This is a genomic window from Arenimonas donghaensis DSM 18148 = HO3-R19 (assembly GCF_000743535.1).
Taxonomy (GTDB): domain Bacteria; phylum Pseudomonadota; class Gammaproteobacteria; order Xanthomonadales; family Xanthomonadaceae; genus Arenimonas; species Arenimonas donghaensis.
Window position 1 is genome coordinate 24,870 of record NZ_AVCJ01000003.1, and the last position, 17,342, is coordinate 42,211.

Consider the following 17,342-nt stretch of genomic DNA (forward strand, 5'->3'; position numbering starts at 1 on the left):
CGCGATCATGGTTCGTCGAAAGCCAGGTTGTCGATCAGCCGCGTGCGGCCCAGCCGCGCCGCGATCAGGGCCAGCAGGCCCGGTTCGTCGGGCGACCGCGGCCGCGACAGGTCGGCACGCCGCACTTCGGCATAGTCGACCGTGAAGCCCGAGGCCTCCAGGCGCGACAGGGCTTCGTCCTCGATGCCGCGCACCGGCAGCCCCTGGCGGGCGGCATCGCGCATGAACCGCAGCGTCTGGTGGATATGCGTCGCGGTCTTGCGCTCGTCGCCCTGCAGGTACTGGTTGCGCGAACTCATCGCCAGGCCGTCGGCTTCGCGCAGCGTCGGCGCCGGGATGATCTCGACCGGGAAGCTCATTTCCCGCGCCATGTAGCGGATGACCTGCAGCTGCTGGTAGTCCTTGCGCCCGAACACGGCGAGGTCGGGCTGGACCATGTTGAACAGGCGCGCCACGACCTGGGCGACACCGTTGAAATGGCCAGGCCGGTGCGCGCCGCACAGGATGTCGGTGATGCCCGGCACGTGCATCTGCACGCAGCCCATGGTGCCGAAGGGGTACATCTGCTCGACGTCCGGCAGGAACAGCGCATCGCAGCGGTGCGTCGCCAGGCCGTCGATGTCGGCCTGTTCGGTGCGTGGATAGCGCGCGTAGTCCTCGTTGGGACCGAACTGCGTGGGATTGACGAAGATGCTGGCGACGACCTTGTCGGCATGCCGGCGGGCCAGCTCGACCAGGGCGAAATGCCCGGCATGCAGGTTGCCCATGGTCGGCACGAAACCGACGCTGGCGCCTTCCCGGCGCCACTGGCGAAGCTGCGCGCGCAGGGACGCCAGCGAGTCATGGGTCTGCATCATTGGTATCCGTGTTCGGGGCCGGGGAAACTGCCGTCGCGCACCGCGTCGGCATAAGCGCGCAGCGCGCCTTCGATGGAGCCGCCTTCGGCCAGGAAGTCCTTGACGAAGCGCGGGCGGCGATGGCCGCTGTTGAGGCCCAGCAGGTCGTGCAGGACCAGGATCTGGCCGTCGCAGGCCGGGCCGGCGCCGATGCCGATGGTGGGGATGGCGATGTCGTCGGTGATGCGCTTTGCCAGCGCCGAGGGCACGCATTCGAGCACCAGCATGTCCGCACCGGCGTCCGCGACGGCGCGTGCATCCGCCGCCAGGCGTTCGGCCGCGGCCTGTTCGCGGCCCTGCACCTTGTAGCCGCCCAGGCGCAGCACCGACTGCGGGGTCAGGCCCAGGTGCGCGCAGACCGGGATCTCGCGCTCGGACAGGAACCGGATGACGTCGAGCTTGTTGCCGGCGCCCTCGAGCTTGACCATCGCAGCTCCGGCCTGCAGGAAACGCGTGGAGGCATCGAGCGCGCGCTCCGGCGTGGCGTCGGCCTGGAACGGCAGGTCCGCGACCAGCAGCGCCGACGACAGCCCGCGGGCCACGCAGGCGACGTGGTAGGCGATGTCGGCGACGGTGACCGGCAGCGTGCTGTCGTGGCCCTGGCAGACCATGCCCAGCGAATCGCCGACGAGCACGAAATCCAACCCGGCGGCGTCGACGGTGCGGGCGAAGCCGGCGTCGTAGGCCGTCACCGAGACGATGCGCCGCCCCTCGGCCTTCATCTTGCGCAGTCCGGGCACCGTCAGGCGCGCACGCGGCGCGGCCTTTTCATCGTTGGCGTACATGGCGGCGTCCAGGGTGGGGAGCGCCTAAGGTATCGCTTGAATGCCCGAGGCATCCACCCTGGCGAGCAGTTCATCCACCCTGCCCCGCCCCGGCACGACCAGGCCGGGGGCGATTTCAGCCAGGGGCACGAGCACGAAGGCGCGCTCGTGGAGGCGTGGGTGTGGAAGCTCCAGGCCGGGCAGTTGCAGCGACTGGTCGCCGAACACCAGCAGGTCCAGGTCGAGCGGGCGCGGCCCCCAGCGTGCAGCGTCGTTCTCGCGCACGCGGCCGAAGCGGCGTTCGATATCCAGCAGCAGCGCCAGCAGGCCGGGCGCCGGGTGCGTGGATTCCACCGCCAGGGCCGCGTTGATGAAATCGGGCTGGTCGGTGCGGCCCCAGGCCGGGGTGCGGTAGTTGCGCGAGCGCGCCAACACCCGGACGCCGTCGCTGGCATCAATGGCCGCGACGGCGGCATCGAGCGTGGCCAGGACGTCGCCCTGGTTGCCGCCGAGGGCGATCCAGGCCGGCACCGGCCCGGAGAGACTCACTCCGATGCGCCCCCGCTGCCACCCGGCTTGCGCCGCCGGCGGCGCGGGCGGCGACGCGGCGCGTCGTCGGCATCGGACTCGCCGGCGTCGCCGGCCTCGTCGTGGGCGCCGCGTGGCAGGGTCTTCGGCGCGAGCCGGCCGGCGAGCTGCTCGGGCGCCTGGGCCTGGGCCTCGCGCCAGAACGCCAGGTCGTCGGCGACCTCGGGCGTGGCGCTGGCGCGCAGCTCCAGGAAATCGAACGCGGCGCGGAAGCGCGGATGCGCCAACAGGCGGAACACGCGCTTGCGCACGCGCTGGGTGAATCGCGGCTGCAACAGCCAGATCTCCTGCATCGGCAGTGAGAACCGCCGCGGCAGCGCGATGCGCTGGGCCTGGTGCAGGGTGACCCGGTCCGCGGCGCGCTGCTGGGCGACGCCGCTGTCCACGCCCTGGTTCTGCAGCACGGCGAGCTCGCGGCAGTAAGCCGGCCACAGCAGCGCGGCGAACAGGAAAGCCGGCGTCACCGGTTTGTCCTGGGCGATCCGGTCGTCGGTGTTGCGCAAGGCCTGCAGCAGCATCGTGCGCAAGGCGCCGCTGCGATTGGTGGCCAGGGCCTTGGCGGTTTCCGGGAACAGCGCCGGCAGCAGGCCAAGGCGCTCAAGCGTGAGGAAGCTCTTTTCGGCATGCCCGGCCAGGAACATCTTCAGGCATTCGTCGAACAGGCGCGCCGGCGGGGCCGACGACAGCAGGCCGGCCAACTCGGGGATGGGGTCGGCGGCTTCCGGCGCGATGCTGAAGCCGAGCTTGGCCGACAGCCGCGCCGCGCGCAGCATGCGCACCGGGTCTTCGCGATAGCGCTCGACCGGGTCGCCGATCAGGCGCAGCACGCGGTCACGCACGTCGGCGTATCCGCCGACGAAGTCGCGCACGGAAAAATCCTCGACCGTGTAGTACAGCGCATTGGCGGTGAAATCGCGCCGGACCGCGTCATCCTCGATCGTGCCGTAGACGTTGTCGCGCAGCAGCCGGCCACCGTCGTCGGTCTGGCGGTCGTCGGTGTCGTTGGAGCTGTTGGCGCGGAAGGTGGCGACCTCGATTATCTCGCGCCCGTAAACGACGTGCGCCAGCCGGAAACGCCGGCCGATCAGGCGGCAATTGCGGAACAGGGACTTGACCTGCTCGGGCGTCGCGTCGGTGGCGACGTCGAAGTCCTTGGGGTGGCCACCGGCCAGCAGGTCGCGCACCGCGCCGCCGACCAGGTAGCCCTGGAAGCCGCCGTCGCGAAGCCGGTAGAGCACGCGCAAGGCGTTGGGACTGATGTCCTTGCGGGAGATGCCGTGCTCGGCGCGCGGCACGACCAGGGGCGGGTTCTGGCTTGAAATGGCGGTGTCCGTCATGAAGGCTTTGGGCGGCGCGGGAACCCTGCGCGGCGGGCGGGTGCCCGGGACCGTGCGGCTTCCCGCGGGCGAACAAGCCCGCTATACTAGCGCCCGCGTCACCGCTTCGCCATCCGCGCTCCCTTCGTCTAGTGGCCTAGGACACGGCCCTCTCAAGGCTGGAACAGGGGTTCGAGTCCCCTAGGGAGCGCCACCCATTCCGAAGGCCCGGCCATGCCGGGCCTTCTTCGTTGCGGGCGCCGGGCGCTAGAATCGGCGGCCTGACTCGCCAGAACCGGAAAACACCATGCCCTTCGTCGTCACCGAGAACTGCATCCGCTGCAAGTACACCGACTGCGTCGAGGTCTGCCCGGTCGACTGCTTCCACGAGGGCCCGAACTTCCTGGTGATCGACCCCGAGGAGTGCATCGACTGCACCCTGTGCGAACCCGAGTGTCCGGCCAACGCGATCTATCCCGAGGACGACGTGCCGGCTGGCCAGGAGGGCTACATCGCGCTCAACGCCGAACTGTCCCGGGACTGGCCGGTGATCACCACCCGCAAGGACCCGCTGCCGGATGCCGCCGAGTGGGACGGCAAGACCGGCAAGCTCGGCGAACTCAAGCGCTGAGGCGGGCGCCCGGGTTCAGCCCAGGCGGGACTTGAGGATCGCCAGCAGTTCGGTCGCCACGCCGGTGCGCACCGGCTGGCCGTCCGGGCCCAGCGCCACGACGCGGGTCTGGCCGTCGGCTTCCTGGGCACGCACCAGCACCGTGACACCCTTGTAGCTGACCTCGTAGCTGTTGAGCACTTGCGCCCGGTCGCCGATGGTCACGCCGTCGATCTTGCCCAGGGCAATGCCGATGCGGCGCCAGCTGCTGGCCACGGAATCGGCCAGCGTGAACGACTCGATGCCGCCGACCACCGCCTGGCCACCCGCACCCGAAGGCACGCCCTCGCCCACCGGCACGCCGGCGGCACCCGGACGCGCGTCGGGGATGACGACGCCACCGGTGGTGGCGGGCACGTCCAGGCCCGGCGGCACTTCCAGCGGCTGGTTCTGGCGACTGGCCTGGTATTCCGCCTCGTTGCCCCACTTGGCGCGGATCCAGCTGCAGCCACTGGAACCGAGCACGGCCACGGCGAGGGTGGCGATCAGCAGCGGGCGGAAGGAAAGCTTGGGGGCGGTCATGTGTTTCTCCTGGGGAGCGGCGCGCAGGGGCGCGCACGCGGGGGATTCAAGGCGACAAGGTTACTTCAGTTCGGATTCGATCTGCTCGCACAGCGCCGCCATGGCCTCGGCCGCCGCGGCATGTCGCGGCGACAGCGGCAGCAGCGGCAGGCGCAGGCCATGGCCGATGCCCTGCAGGGCCAGCAGCGCCTTGACCGGGATCGGGTTGGGCTCGACGCCCAGGAAGTCGTAGAGCGCCGCCAGCCGTGCATCCAGCGCCTGCGCGTCGCCGGCCTGGCCGGACCGGGCCAGGCGGCACAGCCGGGCGAAGGCCGCCGGCACGACATTCGAGGCCACGGAGATGACGCCGGCCGCGCCGCCCAGCATGGCCCCGACGAAGGTCGGGTCGTCGCCGCTGAGCAAGGCGAAGTCGTCGCCTGCCAGGGGGTACAGGGCCTGCCAGCGCGCGTCGTCGCCGCGTGCCTCCTTCAGGCCGATGATGTTCTCGTGGTCGCGCAGCTGCGCCACCACGTCGGGCGACATGTCGCAGCCGGTGCGCCCGGGCACGTTGTAGAGCACCACCGGCAGGCCACCCGCTTCGGCAACGGCCCGGTAGTGCGACACCAGCCCCTCGGGTGTCGGCCGCACATAGGGCGGCGTGACCACCAGCGCGACGTCGGCGCCGCCGTCGCGGGCCAGGCGGGTCTGGGCGATGGTCTTGGCGGTGTTGGAGAGCCCGGTGCCGGCCAGCACCGGCACCCGGCCGGCGACCTGTTCGACGGCGGCGCGAAGCAGCGCGGTGTACTCGCCGTCGGTGAGCGCGGCGGCTTCGCCGGTGGAGCCGGCGACGACCAGGCCGGCGGTGCCGGCCTCCAGCTGCCGCCCTATCAGGCGCGACCAGGCCGCGAAGTCGGGTTCGCCGGCGACCGTGAACGGGGTCGCCAGCGCGGTGATGCTGCCTGAAAGTTGCAAAATGAGTGCCTAGCGGGGACTGGCCACGATCTTACTTGCGGCCCCAAAGCAGCGGCAAGTATGCTGGCCATGACCTCCAGGCGCGCCCCCTGCCGCGCCACCACGGACCACCGCTTTGACCGACCCCGCCGCGCGCCCGACCGCCAACGAGAACCACCTGCTGATCAGCGCGTACACCACGCATCCGCAGTCGCCACTGCTGTCGGTCAGCCGTCGCATTTCGGACAGTGGCTGCAACCTGGTGGATGCCCGGCTCACCACCGTCGGCCGCGACGTCTCGGTAACGGCGCTGGCGGTGGGCTCCTGGGACGCCGTCGCCAAGCTCGAGGCCATGCTCGGGCGCCTTGAACGCGAGGACGGTTACAAGCTGGTCTGGTACCGTACCGGCCCCAAGGCCCTGCAATCGAACCTGCTGCCCTACATCGTCGAGGTGGTGGCGGCCGACAAACCAGGCATCCTGTTCCAGCTGGCGGATTTCTTCGACCGCCAGGGCATCACCGTCGAGAACCTTCACAGCTCGCGCTACCGCGCCATGCAGACCGGCGCCGACATGTTTTCGGCCCAGGTCACCATCGGCATCCCGGCCAACATGCACATCGCCGCCCTGCGCGACGACTTCCTCGAGTTCTGCGACCACCTCAACCTCGATGCCATCATGGACCCGATGAAATTCTGAGGACGCGATGACCGAACCCGGCGACAAGATCCCCGATCTCGACATCACCCTGGCCAACGGCGGCTCCGCCCGCCTCTCCGACTACCGCGGCAAGTGGCTGGGGCTGTACTTCTACCCGAAGGATTCCACGCCCGGCTGCACGACCGAGGGACAGGACTTCAACGCCTTGCTGACCCGGTTCCGCCGCGCCGGCGCCGAAGTGCTTGGTGTTTCCCGCGACTCGGTGAAGTCGCACTGCAACTTCATCGCCAAGCAGGGATTCCGCTTCGACCTGGTGTCGGACCCCGATGAGTCGCTGTGCCGGGCCTTCGGCGTCATCAAGGAAAAGAACATGTACGGCAGGAAGGTCATGGGCATCGAGCGAAGCACCTTCCTGATCGACCCACAGGGCCGCGTCGCCGAAAGCTGGCGAGGCCTCAAGGTCCCCGGACACGCCGAGTCCGTGCTCGAAGCCCTGAAGAAGGCCAGCAAGACCAAGTGAACCACCCCCGCGCAAACCCGCACCGCCGTCTCGCCCCGCGAGCCACGGCGGTGCGTCGCCGTGCCCCTGTGTCCCTTCCCAACATGAGAATCCCATGACGAGAAGCAAGCGGATCTACGTTCTGGACACCAACGTGCTCATGCACGACCCCACTGCCCTGTTCAAGTTCGAAGAGCACGACGTCTTCATTCCGATGATGGTCCTGGAGGAGCTCGACAACGGCAAGAAGGGCCACTCCGAAGCCAGCCGCAACGCGCGCCAGGTCAGCCGGTTCCTCAACGAGATCATCGTCGCCCACGGCAGCGACAGCATCGGCGACGGCGTCCGGCTGGCGCGTCCCCAGGGCCTGCAGCTGCGGGCGCCGGAAGCCATCGGCCGGCTGCTGTTCCAGCTCAAGCCGGTGGAAGTGGGCAAGCGTTTCGGCACGGTGCTGCCGGACAACCAGATCCTGGGCTCGATCCTGCAGCTGATCGAGGACAACCCCGGCGTGCCCGTGGTCCTGGTGTCCAAGGACATCAACCTGCGCATCAAGGCCTCGATCTGCAACGTCAAGGCCGAGGACTACGAGAACGACCGCGCCATCGACGACTTCAACCTGCTCTTCACCGGCGCCACCGAACTGCCGGACGATTTCTGGGAACGGCACGAAGGCAGCCTGCGCAGCTGGACCGATCGTGGCCGCACCTTCTACGAGGTCGCACGCCAGGACGACGACGGCTGGTACCCCAACCAGTTCCTGTACATGCCCGGCGACGACGAAGTGGAGATGAAGGTCGCGCGCCTGGACGAGGAAAAGGCGGTGCTGCAGATCGTCGACGATTTCCGCAACCCGCAGCACCAGGTCTGGGGCATCAATGCCCGCAACCGCGAGCAGAACTTCGCGTTCAACGCACTGATGGACCCGGAGATCGACTTCGTCACCCTGCTCGGCACCGCCGGCACCGGCAAGACCCTGCTGGCCCTGGCCGCGGGCCTGACCCAGACCATGGACGTGCAGCGTTACCGCGAGATCATCATGACCCGCGCGACGGTCAGCGTTGGCGAGGACATCGGCTTCCTGCCCGGCACGGAGGAAGAAAAAATGACGCCGTGGATGGGCGCGCTGACCGACAACCTCGAGGTGCTCACCCACACCGAGGACCATGGCAGCTGGGGCCGGGGTGCCACCAACGAACTGCTGGCCAGCCGCATCAAGATCCGCTCGATGAACTTCATGCGTGGCCGCACCTTCCTCAATCGCTGGGTCATCGTCGACGAAGCGCAGAACCTCACGCCCAAGCAGATGAAGACCCTGGTCACCCGCGCTGGCCCGGGCACCAAGATCATCTGCATGGGCAACGTCGAACAGATCGACACGCCCTACCTCACCGAAACCACCTCGGGCCTCACCTACGCCGTCGACCGGTTCAAGAACTGGAACCACAGCGCCCACATCACCCTGCGCCGCGGCGAGCGTTCGCGCCTGGCCGACTACGCGTCCGAGGTGCTCTAGCGCCATGGCCGAACGGCTGGCGACCTGGGTCTGGGTGGGCGCCGCTGCCCTGGCCTTCGTCGCCGGCATGGTGAACGTGGTGGGTTACCTGGGCTTCGAGCACCAGGCCATCACCCACCTCACCGGCACCACCACCCTGCTCGGCGCGGCCCTGGCACAGGGCCAGGGCGGCGCCGCGTTGCAGTTGGCGGGCATGGTCCTGGCCTTTGTCGCCGGTGCCGCCCTGAGCGGCCTTTTGATCCAGGACAGCGTGCTGCGCCTGGGTCGCCGCTACGGCGTGGCCCTGACCCTCGAGGCCCTGCTGCTGGCGGCCGCGGTGCCGCTGTTCCAGCGCGGGCAGTTCAGCGGACCGCTGCTCGCCGCCGGCGCCATCGGCCTGCAGAACGCCATGGCGACCACGTACAGCGGTGCCGTCGTCCGCACCTCGCACGTCAGCGGCATGTTCACCGACCTGGGCATCATGATCGGCCATGCCCTGCGCGGCCTGCCGCTGGCCCGACGCCGGCTCTGGCTGTGCCTGGTGATCATCAGCGCCTTCCTGGCCGGCAGCGGCGCGGGCGCGTTCGCCTTTGCAAACGCCGGCTATGCCGCGCTCTATCTGCCCGCGTTGCTGACGGGCGTCACCGGCGTCGCCTACGCGCTCCGACGGCGACGCGAGGGCTGAGGCCGGGGTACCCTTCGCCGGGCATCCGAACGGTCCCTTCCAGCCATGCCCGAAACCCGCCCCGTCTGCGCACTCACCATCGCCGGCTCCGATTCCGGCGGCGGTGCCGGCATCCAGGCCGACCTCAAGACCTTTGCCGCCCATGGCGTGCATGGCCTGAGCGCGCTGGCCGCCCTCACCGCCCAGCACACCCGTGGCGTCACCGCCGTGCACGTGCCACCGACGGCCTTCCTGCGCGAACAGATCGACGCCTGCTTCGCCGATTTCCGGATCGGCGCGGTCAAGCTGGGCATGCTGGCCAACGCCCGGGTCATCCACGCCGTGGCCGACGCGCTCGAGGCGCACCGGCCTGCGGCCGTGGTGCTGGACCCGGTGATGGTCGCCACTTCGGGCGCCAAGCTGCTCGAGGACGCCGCGCTCGAGGCGCTCCGGCGGCGCCTGCTGCCCCTGGCGACGGTCCTGACCCCGAACATCCCCGAGGCCGAACTGTTGCTGGGCCACCCGGTCTCCGACGAGGAAGCCGCCGAAGCCGCCCTGGTCGAATTGCTCGCGCTGGGACCCGGCGCGATCTTGCTCAAGGGCGGCCACCTGCCCGGCAGCGGGGCGATGGTGGACCGGTTCGACGACGGCGAAGCGCTGCTGGAATTCGAACACCCGCGACTGGACGTCGAAGGCCACGGCACCGGCTGCACCCTGGCCTCGGCCATCGCCGCCAACCTCTGCCGCGGCACGGGCCTGCGCGAAGCCTGCGCCAACGCCACCGACTACGTGCACGGGGCGCTCCGGGCCGCGTACCGGCCCGGCAAGGGGTCGGTCGCGGTGCTTGACCATTTCTGGCGCCGCCGCGGCGACGCCGGATGAAATTCCGGGCGGCAGGCGCGATGGTCCTGGCACTGGCACTGGCACTGGCCGTGCCCGCCTGCCGCTCCCCAGGTCCAACGAGCGCCGCGCATGCCCAACCCTCCGGCCCGGCCCCCTGGCCAGAGGCGGAAGCCCTTTTCCACCAGGAGCCGCGCTGGCTGGGCGGCGACGCGTCGCTGTCGATACCCTTGGAGGGCGACCGGATACTCTGGCTGTTCGGGGACAGCTTCATTGCCACGCCGCCACGACTCGACCGGCGCAGTGCACCCATGGTCCGCAACTCGGTGGCGATCCAGAATGGTCGCGACCCGGCACGAGCCAGGATGGACTTCCACTGGGGATCGACCCCGGACGGATTGCCCTCCGAGTTCTTCCCCGGCGGGCCGGACCATTGGTATTGGCCCGGCCATGGATTGCAGTTGCCCGATGGTCCGTTGCTGGTCTTCCTGTTCCGCATGGTTGAAACCCCGGGACGCGACCTCGGTTTCGCGGCACGGGGTTACGCCCTGGCCATCGTGGCCAATCCCCGCGATTCGGCCGGGGCATGGCGCGTACGCATCGTCGATGCGCCGCCGGCTCCGTTCGACGCCGCGCCCGCCACGGCGGTGGTGCACGAACAGGGATACGTGGTGGCGCTGGCCATTCGGCAGCAGGGAACGCATGCCGGCGCCCTGGTGCGCTACCGGCCCAGGCACCTGGTAATGGGCGACCTGGCCGGTGCCGAGTGGTGGGCGGGCGTGGATCGAGGCTGGGTCCGTGAACCGGCCCTCGGTCCTGACGGTCCGGCCTGGGTCATGGACGACGCCGGCGCAGAGGCCTCGGTGCATCGGGACGCCTGCACGGGTCGCTACGTCCACGTCGCGAGCTACGGGTTCGGAGATACTGAAATCGGCATGCGCGATGCCCCGGCGCTGGTCGGACCCTGGAGCAAGCCACGCAGGGTCTACCGCCCGCCGGAATCAGACCGGCCGGATGCATTCGTGTACGCCGCCAAGGCGCACCCGTGGCTGGGCGGGCCGGACGAGGGGGCGGCCGTCACCTACGCCACCAATCGCTTCCGGTTCGAGGACCTGGTCGAAGGCCCGGGGGCCTATGACACCTACTGGCCACGGGTCCTGCGCATGCCCGGCTGCTGAGCCGGCGCTGGCGCCGCGGGAGCAGGCCGGGCTAGCATCGTCGGCATCACGATCCCCTTCCGGAGCCAACCATGCGCAGCGGCAATCCCGCTCTGAACAAGAACACCTTCCTCGACGTCGGCAGCGGCCAGGTCGTCTCGCGCGACGCCAGCCAGGTGATGACGCTCAGCGGCACGGTCAACAAGACCGGCCTGCTGCTGCTGATGTGCGTCGCCACGGCGGTCTACACCTGGAACCTCTACACGGGCCCGGAAAGCATGGGCGTGCTGATGCCCTACCTGCTGGTCGGCGGCATCGGCGGTTTCATCGTCGCCATCGTCACGGTCTTCAAGAAGCAGTGGGCACCGATCACCGCGCCGCTGTACGCGCTGCTCGAGGGCCTGTTCCTGGGCGGCATCTCGGTCTACTTCGAATCGATGTTCCCGGGCATCGTGATGCAGGCGGTGATGCTGACCCTGGGCGTGCTGGCGGCGCTGTTGATGGCCTACAAGTCGGGCCTGATCAAGGCCACCGAGAACTTCAAGCTCGGCGTCGTCGCCGCGACCGGCGGCATCGCGCTGCTCTACCTGATCAACATCGGCATGCGCATGTTCGGCTTCGAGGGCATGGGCTTCATCCATGATTCGGGCGCGATGGGCATCGCCTTCAGCCTGTTCGTGGTGGTGATCGCGGCCCTGAACCTGGTCCTGGACTTCGACTTCATCGAATCGGGCGTCGAGGCCGGCGCACCCAAGTACATGGAGTGGTACGGCGCCTTCGGCCTGGTCGTCACCCTGATCTGGCTCTACCTGGAAATCCTGCGCCTGCTGGCCAAGCTGCAGTCGCGCGACTGACGCCGATGAAGCGGGTGCTCAACGTCGGCGGCGGCAGCAAGGACATCCCGCTGCCGCCCCAGTACGCCGGCTTCACGCAGGTACTGCTCGACATCGACCCCACCGGCCAGCCGGACATCTGCTGCGATGCCCGCGAGTTGGCGACGCTGGAGGCGGCGCAGTTCGACGCCGTGTATTGCTCGCACAATCTCGAGCACTACCACCGGCACGAAGTGCACGGGGTGCTGGCCGGGTTCCGGCACGTGCTCAAGCCGGACGGGTTCGCCCAGATCCGCGTGCCGGACATCCCGGCGGTAATGAAGAGCGTGGTCGAGCGCGGCCTGGACCTCGAGGACACGCTCTACGACTCGCCGGCCGGGCCCATTTCGGTGCTCGACGTCGTCTACGGCCTCGGCCGTCAGATCCAGGCCAGCGGCGTCGACTTCTACGCGCACAAGACCGGTTTCTCCAACCGCAGCCTGACCCGCGCGCTGGAGCGGGCCGGCTTTAGCCGCAGCTTCAGCGCCCTGGGCAACTTCGAGATAAACGCGCTGGCCTTCACCGGCGAGCCTTCGCCGGAAGCGCGCGCCCTGTTCGGCCTGCCCGGATGATCGAACGCCTGCGCTCGCTGCTGCGATCCCTGCGCCAGCGCCTGTGGGCGAAGCCGCTGGCGGCCTGCCTGCTGTCGGTCGTCGGCGTGGGGCTGGCTTCGGCGCTGGACAACAAGTGGCTGATGGAGAAGCCACCCGAGGTGTCGGCCGAATCGATTGAATCGCTGCTGTCGATCATCGCCTCGAGCATGCTGGTGATCGCCATCTTCGCCGCCGGCGCCATGGTCTCGGCCTATGCCTCGGCCAGCAACAACGCCTCGCCGCGCTCGTTCCCGCTGGTGCTGGCCGACGACGTTTCCCAGAACGCGTATTCGATCTTCGTGGGCGCCTTCATCTTCGGCGTGGTCGGGCTGGTGGCCTTGCAGAACAACAGCTTCGGCACCACGGGGCGCTTCGTGCTTTTCATCGAAACGGCCCTGGTGTTCGCGATGGTCATCCTGACCTTCGTGCGCTGGGTGGACCGCATCGCCCGGCTGGGCCGCCAGGGCAACACGATCGACCAGGTCGAACAGGCCGCCGCCGATGCCATCCGGCGTTATCGCCGACGCGCGGGTCCCGGGGACCAGACGCTGGACGGTCCGCACTCGGTCGTCGCGGCCGACACGGTGGGCTACCTTCAGGAGGTCAAACTGGAGGCCTTGCAGGCGTGTGCCGAAGCCAGTGGCCAGGCCCTGGAGGTGCTGGAGTTGCCCGGTGCGTTCATCGTCGCCGGCCAACCCCTGCTGCGCGCCTATGGCGGTGATGCGCCGGCCGAAGGCGAATGGGCTGACCGCTTGCGCACGGCCTTTCGCATCGGCAGTGCGCGCGAATTCGATGAAGATCCGCGTTTCGGCCTGGTGGTGTTGTCCGAAATCGCGGGCCGCGCCCTGTCCCCCGCCGTGAACGACCCTGGCACGGCGATCGACGTGCTGGGCCGGATCGTCCGGCTGTTCACGCTGTGGGAAGAGTCCGGGCGGGATCCCCCGCATCCGCCCTGCGCACCGGCCGTGCGCCTCCCGGCGCTCACCAGCGCCGACCTGGTCGAGGATGCCTTCACCGCCACGGCCCGCGACGGTGCCGGCAGCATCGAAGTCGTCTGCCGCCTGCTCAAGGCCCTGGAGGCCGTCGCGGACCTGGGCGACACGGTCCTCGCAGGCGCCGCGCGCCAGCAGGCCCGCGAGGCCCTGGCCATGGCGGAAGCGAAGCTACCCCTGCCCGAACACGTCGAGCGTGCCCGGCACCTGGCGCGGTTCGCCGCACCGTCCCCGCAAGCGTAGGCAGGCTGGGATCGCGTAATTGAAAAGGGCGCCCGGAGGCGCCCTTTTCGTTCATCGCGCCCGCAGGCTCAGCCTTTGGCGCGGGCGGCAATGGCCTGGGCGAAGGACTGGGTGGTGCCGCTGCCGCCGAGGTCGGGCGTCAGGTTGTCCTTGGCCGCCATGGCGTCGACGATGGCCTTGCGCAGGCGCGCGGCCGCCTCGTTGTGGTCGAGGTGGTCGAGCATCTGGGCGGCGCCGAGCAGCAGCGCCACCGGGTTGGCGATGCCCTTGCCGGCGATGTCGGGAGCCGAGCCGTGCACGGCCTCGAAGATCGCCGCCTCGGTGCCGATGTTGGCGCCCGGGGCCAGGCCCAGGCCACCGACCAGGCCGGCGCAGAGGTCGGAGATGATGTCGCCGAACAGGTTGGTGGTGACGATCACGTCGAACTGCTCGGGGCGCATCACCAGCTGCATGCAGGTGTTGTCCACGATCATGTCGTTGCACTGGATGTCCGGGTACTCGGTGGCCACCTGGCGCGCGACCTTCAGGAACAGGCCGGAAGTCGACTTGAGGATGTTCGCCTTGTGCACCACGGTCACCTTCTTGCGGCCGGTGCGGCGAGCCAGGTCGAAGGCGTAGCGCACGATGCGCTCGGAGCCGCGACGGGTGATCTTCTGGGTGAGCGTGGCGGTTTCGCCGTCGGCGGTGAGGTTCTGGCCCTCGCCGATGTAGGCGCCCTCGGTGTTCTCGCGCACCGTGATCAGGTCGATGTTCTCGTAACGCGACTTGGTGTTCGGGAAGCTGATCGCCGGACGCACGTTGGCGTACAGGTCGAAGCGCTTGCGCAGCTCGACGTTGATCGAGGAGAAGCCTTCGCCGACCGGCGTGGTCAGCGGGCTCTTGAGCGCCACGCGATGCTTGCGGATGGCGTCCATGGTGGCGGCGGGCAGCAGTTCACCCTGCTTCTCGTAGGCCACCAGGCCGGCCTCGACGAAATCGTAGGAAAGCCCCAGATCCAGCGCGTCGAGCACCTGCAGGGTGGCGTCCATGATTTCCGGGCCAATACCGTCGCCGCGGATCACCGCAATCGTCTGGGTCATAAAATCCTTCTTTTTTCAACTGGTTATGGCGACAGAGCAGCCGCCAAAGGCGCGATATTATGCCTCAAACCGGGAGGACCCGTGCGATTGGACCTTGGTTGGGGGGCGGTCAGTGACCGTGTCCGGGCGGCTCCGCCGCGCCCTCGGCCTGCCCGGCTTCGAGTTGGTCCAGGAAATCCACCGCCCGGCGCAGGTGCGGGATGACGATGGAGCCGCCGACCACCAGCGACACGCTGAAAGCCTCGAAAAGCTCCTCGCGGCTCACCCCGGCCTGCTTGCATTGGGCCACGTGGTAGGCAATGCAGTCGTCGCAGCGCAAGACCATCGACGCCGTCAGGCCCATCAGCTCCTTGGTCCTGGTGTCGAGCGCGCCAGCCCGGTAGGTCTGGGTGTCGAGCGCGAAGAAGCGACGAACGACCTGGTTGTCCTCGGCCAGGATGCGTTCGTTCATGCGCTTGCGGAACTGGCTGAACTCGCGGACGCGATCGTCCTCGCCGGCGCTCATGCCTGGGCCTCCAGCAGCGGCGCCAGTCCGCCGGCGCGGTCCAGGGCCACGAGTTCGTCGTAGCCGCCGACATGGGTTTCGCCCACGAAGATCTGCGGCACCGACGTACGCTGGGTCCGGGCCATCATCTCGCGGCGGCGTTCGAGGTCCAGGTCGACCCGGACCTCCTCCCACTGCGCGCCGCGGGACTTGAGGAAATTCTTGGCCGCCACGCAGTAGGGGCAGATGGCGGTGGTGTACATCACGACCTTGGACACGGGGTTCTCCGGGTTGATATCGCCAAGTCTGGGGCCGCCGGGCGGGTATTTCCAGCCATTGGCTGCAACACTCAGGCACGGACCGGCGGATTAACCGCGGGTTCACCCGCGGCGGACCGCTCAGCCGCTATGCTTTGCTTCCCCTGCCCGGAGCCTGCCTTGCGCATCCTCGCCACCGCCGCCCTCAGCCTGGCCATCACCCTGGCCGTCGGCGCCCGTGCGCAGGACACCAGCCTGCCCGACATCGGCTCGTCGGCGGCGGAGATGATCGACCCGGGTACCGAGGCCGAATACGGGGCCTACCTGCGCTACGAACTGCGCCGCCTGGACATGCTCGTCGAAGACCCGCTGGTGGACGACTGGCTGCAGTCGATGGGCTACCGGCTGGCCGCGGCCAGCGACGTGCCCAGGCACGGGTTCACGTTCTTCATGATGCGCGACCGGCAGATCAACGCTTTCGCCACCCTGGGCGGCTACATCGGCATGAACGCCGGCCTGGTGCTGACCGCCGAGACCGAAGCCGAGGTCGCCGGCGTGATGGCCCACGAAATCGCCCACGTCACCCAGCGCCACGTCCTGCGCGCCTATGAACGCGCCAGCAAGGACCAGGTGCCGATCATGCTGGCCATGCTCGGCGCGATCGTCGCCGCCCAGGCCGTGGGCGACAGCGGTGGCCAGGACAGCTCCAGCTCCAATGCCTCGATGGCCGCCGTGGCCGGCGCCATGGCCCTGATCCAGCAGCGCCAGATCGACTACACGCGCTCGAACGAATCCGAAGCCGACCGCATCGGCATCCAGACCCTGTCCCGGGCCGGCTTCGACCCCAATGGCATGGCCGACTTCTTCGAACGCATGCAGCGGGCCAACCGCGGCAACTCCGGTGGCTACCAGCTGCCGGAATACCTGCGCACCCATCCGGTCACCACGACCCGCATCAGTGAAACGCGGCAGCTGGCCAACCGCATCGGCGGCGCCGCCGGCCGCCAGCCCACCGCCGTGCGCACGCCGGGATCGCTGCTGCTGCCAGGCGAACTGAGCCTGGCCACAAGCGGCGGCAGCGCCTTCGACCGCGACCACATCTTCCCCTGGGCCCGCGAACGCCTGCGCGTGCTCAGCGCCAGCAGTGCCCGCCAGGCCCTGCTCGAATACGAGGCCCTGGCCAAGGTGGCCGACCCGGACGACAGCGACGCCTTGCAGTACGGCCTGGCCCTGGCCCAGCAGCGTGCCGGCCGGCCGCGCGAAGCCGCGACCACGCTCGACGCCCTGCTTGAACGCCACCCGGGCGACCTGTGGCTGGAACTGGCCCGCGCCGAATCCGCCGCCCGCTACCGCCAGCCTGCCGAGGCCAGCGAACGCTTCGAGGCCCTGCTCAAGCGCCACCCGGAGAGCCGCGCGGTAAGGCTTTCCTACGCCGAGGTCCTGGGCGAGCGCGCCACGCCCGAGGCCGGCCGGCGCGCCCAGGACGTGCTGCGCCCGCTGGTGCCGACGGCCGGTGACGACCCCCTGTTCCAGCGCAATTTCGCCCGCGCCAGCGAACTGGCCGGCGACGAAGTCCGGGCCGGCGAAGCCTATGCCGAGGCCGCCTTCCTGAACGGCCGGGCGGTGGACGCGCTCAACCAGCTCGAGCGCCTCAAGCAGCGCGAAGACCTGAGCTACTACCAGCGGGCCCGCATCGAGGCCCGCATGGCCGCCATCACCCCGGTGGTGCTGGAAATGCGACGCCAGGGCATCCGCGCCGAAGAGCAGCGCCCGGACCAGCGCTGACACCTTTTCCGGCCGGTGTCACGCAGGGGTCACAAAAGTTT

At 69.2% G+C, this 17,342-nt stretch carries 20 protein-coding genes and 1 tRNA gene; 12 read left to right on the plus strand and 9 right to left on the minus strand.

The annotated features are described in order from the left end of the window. Positions 1-5: 5 nt before the first annotated feature. Genes panC through pcnB form a run of 4 tightly spaced genes read right to left on the minus strand, consistent with a single transcriptional unit; the run spans position 6 to position 3,585 of the window. Complete coding sequence (panC, locus tag N788_RS03305) at positions 6-857, minus strand: pantoate--beta-alanine ligase (RefSeq protein ID WP_034220918.1); 852 nt, start codon at positions 855-857, stop codon at positions 6-8. Continuing rightward, on the minus strand, positions 854-1,681 hold the full coding sequence (gene panB, locus N788_RS03310) for a 3-methyl-2-oxobutanoate hydroxymethyltransferase (RefSeq protein ID WP_051924312.1): 828 nt from the start codon (positions 1,679-1,681) through the stop codon (positions 854-856). Before panB ends, panC begins: the two co-directional genes overlap by 4 nt. A 24-nt stretch (positions 1,682-1,705) precedes the next feature. Then, positions 1,706-2,215, minus strand: coding sequence for a 2-amino-4-hydroxy-6-hydroxymethyldihydropteridine diphosphokinase (folK, locus tag N788_RS03315; protein ID WP_425476473.1), 510 nt, complete (start codon positions 2,213-2,215; stop codon positions 1,706-1,708). Further along, positions 2,206-3,585, minus strand: coding sequence for a polynucleotide adenylyltransferase PcnB (gene pcnB, locus N788_RS03320; RefSeq protein WP_034220920.1), 1,380 nt, complete (start codon positions 3,583-3,585; stop codon positions 2,206-2,208). The genes folK and pcnB overlap by 10 nt, the downstream gene beginning before the upstream one ends. A gap of 117 nt (positions 3,586-3,702) precedes the next feature. Between pcnB and N788_RS03325 the strand changes: the two genes are divergently transcribed. Continuing rightward, a tRNA-Glu gene (locus tag N788_RS03325) sits at positions 3,703-3,778 on the plus strand. Positions 3,779-3,871: 93 nt separating this feature from the next. After that, positions 3,872-4,195, plus strand: a complete 324-nt coding sequence (gene fdxA / locus N788_RS03330; protein WP_034220922.1) for a ferredoxin FdxA — start codon at positions 3,872-3,874, stop codon at positions 4,193-4,195. Between the two features lie 15 nt (positions 4,196-4,210). Here the strand turns inward: fdxA and N788_RS03335 are convergent, their stop codons facing one another. Both N788_RS03335 and dapA read right to left on the minus strand, forming a co-directional pair. Continuing rightward, a complete protein-coding gene (locus N788_RS03335; protein WP_051924313.1) occupies positions 4,211-4,756 on the minus strand; it encodes a hypothetical protein in 546 nt (181 codons plus the stop codon). Positions 4,757-4,816: 60 nt separating this feature from the next. Further along, positions 4,817-5,707: a 4-hydroxy-tetrahydrodipicolinate synthase gene (gene dapA / locus N788_RS03340; RefSeq protein WP_034220924.1), complete on the minus strand. Its 891-nt coding sequence runs from the start codon at positions 5,705-5,707 to the stop codon at positions 4,817-4,819. Positions 5,708-5,822: 115 nt separating this feature from the next. On the opposite strand from dapA, the gene N788_RS03345 reads away from it, so the two are divergent. The 9 genes from N788_RS03345 to N788_RS03385 all read left to right on the plus strand — a co-directional run bounded on the left by N788_RS03345 (position 5,823) and on the right by N788_RS03385 (position 13,696). Beyond that, positions 5,823-6,383 (plus strand): glycine cleavage system transcriptional repressor, encoded by a 561-nt coding sequence (locus N788_RS03345; protein WP_034220926.1) that lies wholly within the window; start codon positions 5,823-5,825, stop codon positions 6,381-6,383. Positions 6,384-6,390: 7 nt separating this feature from the next. After that, complete coding sequence (locus tag N788_RS03350) at positions 6,391-6,864, plus strand: peroxiredoxin (RefSeq protein WP_034220931.1); 474 nt, start codon at positions 6,391-6,393, stop codon at positions 6,862-6,864. 94 nt (positions 6,865-6,958) lie between these two features. Next, positions 6,959-8,356: a PhoH family protein gene (locus N788_RS03355; protein ID WP_034220933.1), complete on the plus strand. Its 1,398-nt coding sequence runs from the start codon at positions 6,959-6,961 to the stop codon at positions 8,354-8,356. A 4-nt stretch (positions 8,357-8,360) separates the two neighbouring features. Beyond that, positions 8,361-9,020, plus strand: coding sequence for a YoaK family protein (locus N788_RS03360; RefSeq protein WP_034220935.1), 660 nt, complete (start codon positions 8,361-8,363; stop codon positions 9,018-9,020). 45 nt (positions 9,021-9,065) lie between these two features. Further along, the gene (gene thiD, locus N788_RS03365; RefSeq protein WP_034220937.1) at positions 9,066-9,881 is read left to right on the plus strand and encodes a bifunctional hydroxymethylpyrimidine kinase/phosphomethylpyrimidine kinase; all 816 of its coding nucleotides are present in this window, start codon (positions 9,066-9,068) and stop codon (positions 9,879-9,881) included. After that, a complete protein-coding gene (locus N788_RS14290) occupies positions 9,878-11,017 on the plus strand; it encodes a DUF4185 domain-containing protein (protein ID WP_084695866.1) in 1,140 nt (379 codons plus the stop codon). The genes thiD and N788_RS14290 overlap by 4 nt, the downstream gene beginning before the upstream one ends. A gap of 71 nt (positions 11,018-11,088) precedes the next feature. Continuing rightward, positions 11,089-11,850 (plus strand): Bax inhibitor-1/YccA family protein, encoded by a 762-nt coding sequence (locus N788_RS03375; protein WP_034220940.1) that lies wholly within the window; start codon positions 11,089-11,091, stop codon positions 11,848-11,850. 5 nt (positions 11,851-11,855) lie between these two features. Beyond that, positions 11,856-12,440 carry a class I SAM-dependent methyltransferase gene (locus N788_RS03380; protein ID WP_034220942.1) on the plus strand — a complete coding sequence of 195 codons (585 nt, stop codon included), beginning with the start codon at positions 11,856-11,858 and terminating at the stop codon, positions 12,438-12,440. Next, entirely contained in the window at positions 12,437-13,696 is a 1,260-nt protein-coding gene (locus tag N788_RS03385) for a DUF2254 domain-containing protein (protein ID WP_034220944.1), read from the plus strand. The genes N788_RS03380 and N788_RS03385 overlap by 4 nt, the downstream gene beginning before the upstream one ends. Before the next feature lie 68 nt (positions 13,697-13,764). On the opposite strand, the gene N788_RS03390 is transcribed toward N788_RS03385, so the two are convergent. The 3 genes from N788_RS03390 to grxC form a co-directional block, all read right to left on the minus strand. Continuing rightward, entirely contained in the window at positions 13,765-14,775 is a 1,011-nt protein-coding gene (locus tag N788_RS03390; RefSeq protein ID WP_034220945.1) for an isocitrate dehydrogenase, read from the minus strand. 109 nt (positions 14,776-14,884) lie between these two features. Then, positions 14,885-15,280, minus strand: coding sequence for a carboxymuconolactone decarboxylase family protein (locus N788_RS03395; RefSeq protein ID WP_034220947.1), 396 nt, complete (start codon positions 15,278-15,280; stop codon positions 14,885-14,887). Continuing rightward, positions 15,277-15,522 (minus strand): glutaredoxin 3, encoded by a 246-nt coding sequence (grxC, locus tag N788_RS03400; protein WP_051924314.1) that lies wholly within the window; start codon positions 15,520-15,522, stop codon positions 15,277-15,279. The genes N788_RS03395 and grxC overlap by 4 nt, the downstream gene beginning before the upstream one ends. Positions 15,523-15,666: 144 nt before the next feature. Between grxC and N788_RS03405 the strand changes: the two genes are divergently transcribed. Next, positions 15,667-17,301: a M48 family metalloprotease gene (locus N788_RS03405; protein WP_051924315.1), complete on the plus strand. Its 1,635-nt coding sequence runs from the start codon at positions 15,667-15,669 to the stop codon at positions 17,299-17,301. The last annotated feature ends 41 nt before the right edge of the window (positions 17,302-17,342 follow it).

Bases quoted from the DNA above. Each gene is read 5' to 3' on its own strand.
- panC (WP_034220918.1), bottom strand. From the start codon at position 857: ATGATGCAGACCCATGACTCGCTGGCGTCCCTGCGCGCGCAGCTTCGC.
- panB (WP_051924312.1), bottom strand. From the start codon at position 1,681: ATGTACGCCAACGATGAAAAGGCCGCGCCGCGTGCGCGCCTGACGGTG.
- pcnB (WP_034220920.1), bottom strand. From the start codon at position 3,585: ATGACGGACACCGCCATTTCAAGCCAGAACCCGCCCCTGGTCGTGCCG.
- fdxA (WP_034220922.1), top strand. From the start codon at position 3,872: ATGCCCTTCGTCGTCACCGAGAACTGCATCCGCTGCAAGTACACCGAC.
- N788_RS03335 (WP_051924313.1), bottom strand. From the start codon at position 4,756: ATGACCGCCCCCAAGCTTTCCTTCCGCCCGCTGCTGATCGCCACCCTC.
- N788_RS03350 (WP_034220931.1), top strand. From the start codon at position 6,391: ATGACCGAACCCGGCGACAAGATCCCCGATCTCGACATCACCCTGGCC.
- N788_RS03355 (WP_034220933.1), top strand. From the start codon at position 6,959: ATGACGAGAAGCAAGCGGATCTACGTTCTGGACACCAACGTGCTCATG.
- N788_RS03360 (WP_034220935.1), top strand. From the start codon at position 8,361: ATGGCCGAACGGCTGGCGACCTGGGTCTGGGTGGGCGCCGCTGCCCTG.
- thiD (WP_034220937.1), top strand. From the start codon at position 9,066: ATGCCCGAAACCCGCCCCGTCTGCGCACTCACCATCGCCGGCTCCGAT.
- N788_RS14290 (WP_084695866.1), top strand. From the start codon at position 9,878: ATGAAATTCCGGGCGGCAGGCGCGATGGTCCTGGCACTGGCACTGGCA.
- N788_RS03375 (WP_034220940.1), top strand. From the start codon at position 11,089: ATGCGCAGCGGCAATCCCGCTCTGAACAAGAACACCTTCCTCGACGTC.
- N788_RS03380 (WP_034220942.1), top strand. From the start codon at position 11,856: ATGAAGCGGGTGCTCAACGTCGGCGGCGGCAGCAAGGACATCCCGCTG.
- N788_RS03385 (WP_034220944.1), top strand. From the start codon at position 12,437: ATGATCGAACGCCTGCGCTCGCTGCTGCGATCCCTGCGCCAGCGCCTG.
- N788_RS03390 (WP_034220945.1), bottom strand. From the start codon at position 14,775: ATGACCCAGACGATTGCGGTGATCCGCGGCGACGGTATTGGCCCGGAA.
- N788_RS03395 (WP_034220947.1), bottom strand. From the start codon at position 15,280: ATGAGCGCCGGCGAGGACGATCGCGTCCGCGAGTTCAGCCAGTTCCGC.
- grxC (WP_051924314.1), bottom strand. From the start codon at position 15,522: ATGTACACCACCGCCATCTGCCCCTACTGCGTGGCGGCCAAGAATTTC.
- N788_RS03405 (WP_051924315.1), top strand. From the start codon at position 15,667: ATGCTTTGCTTCCCCTGCCCGGAGCCTGCCTTGCGCATCCTCGCCACC.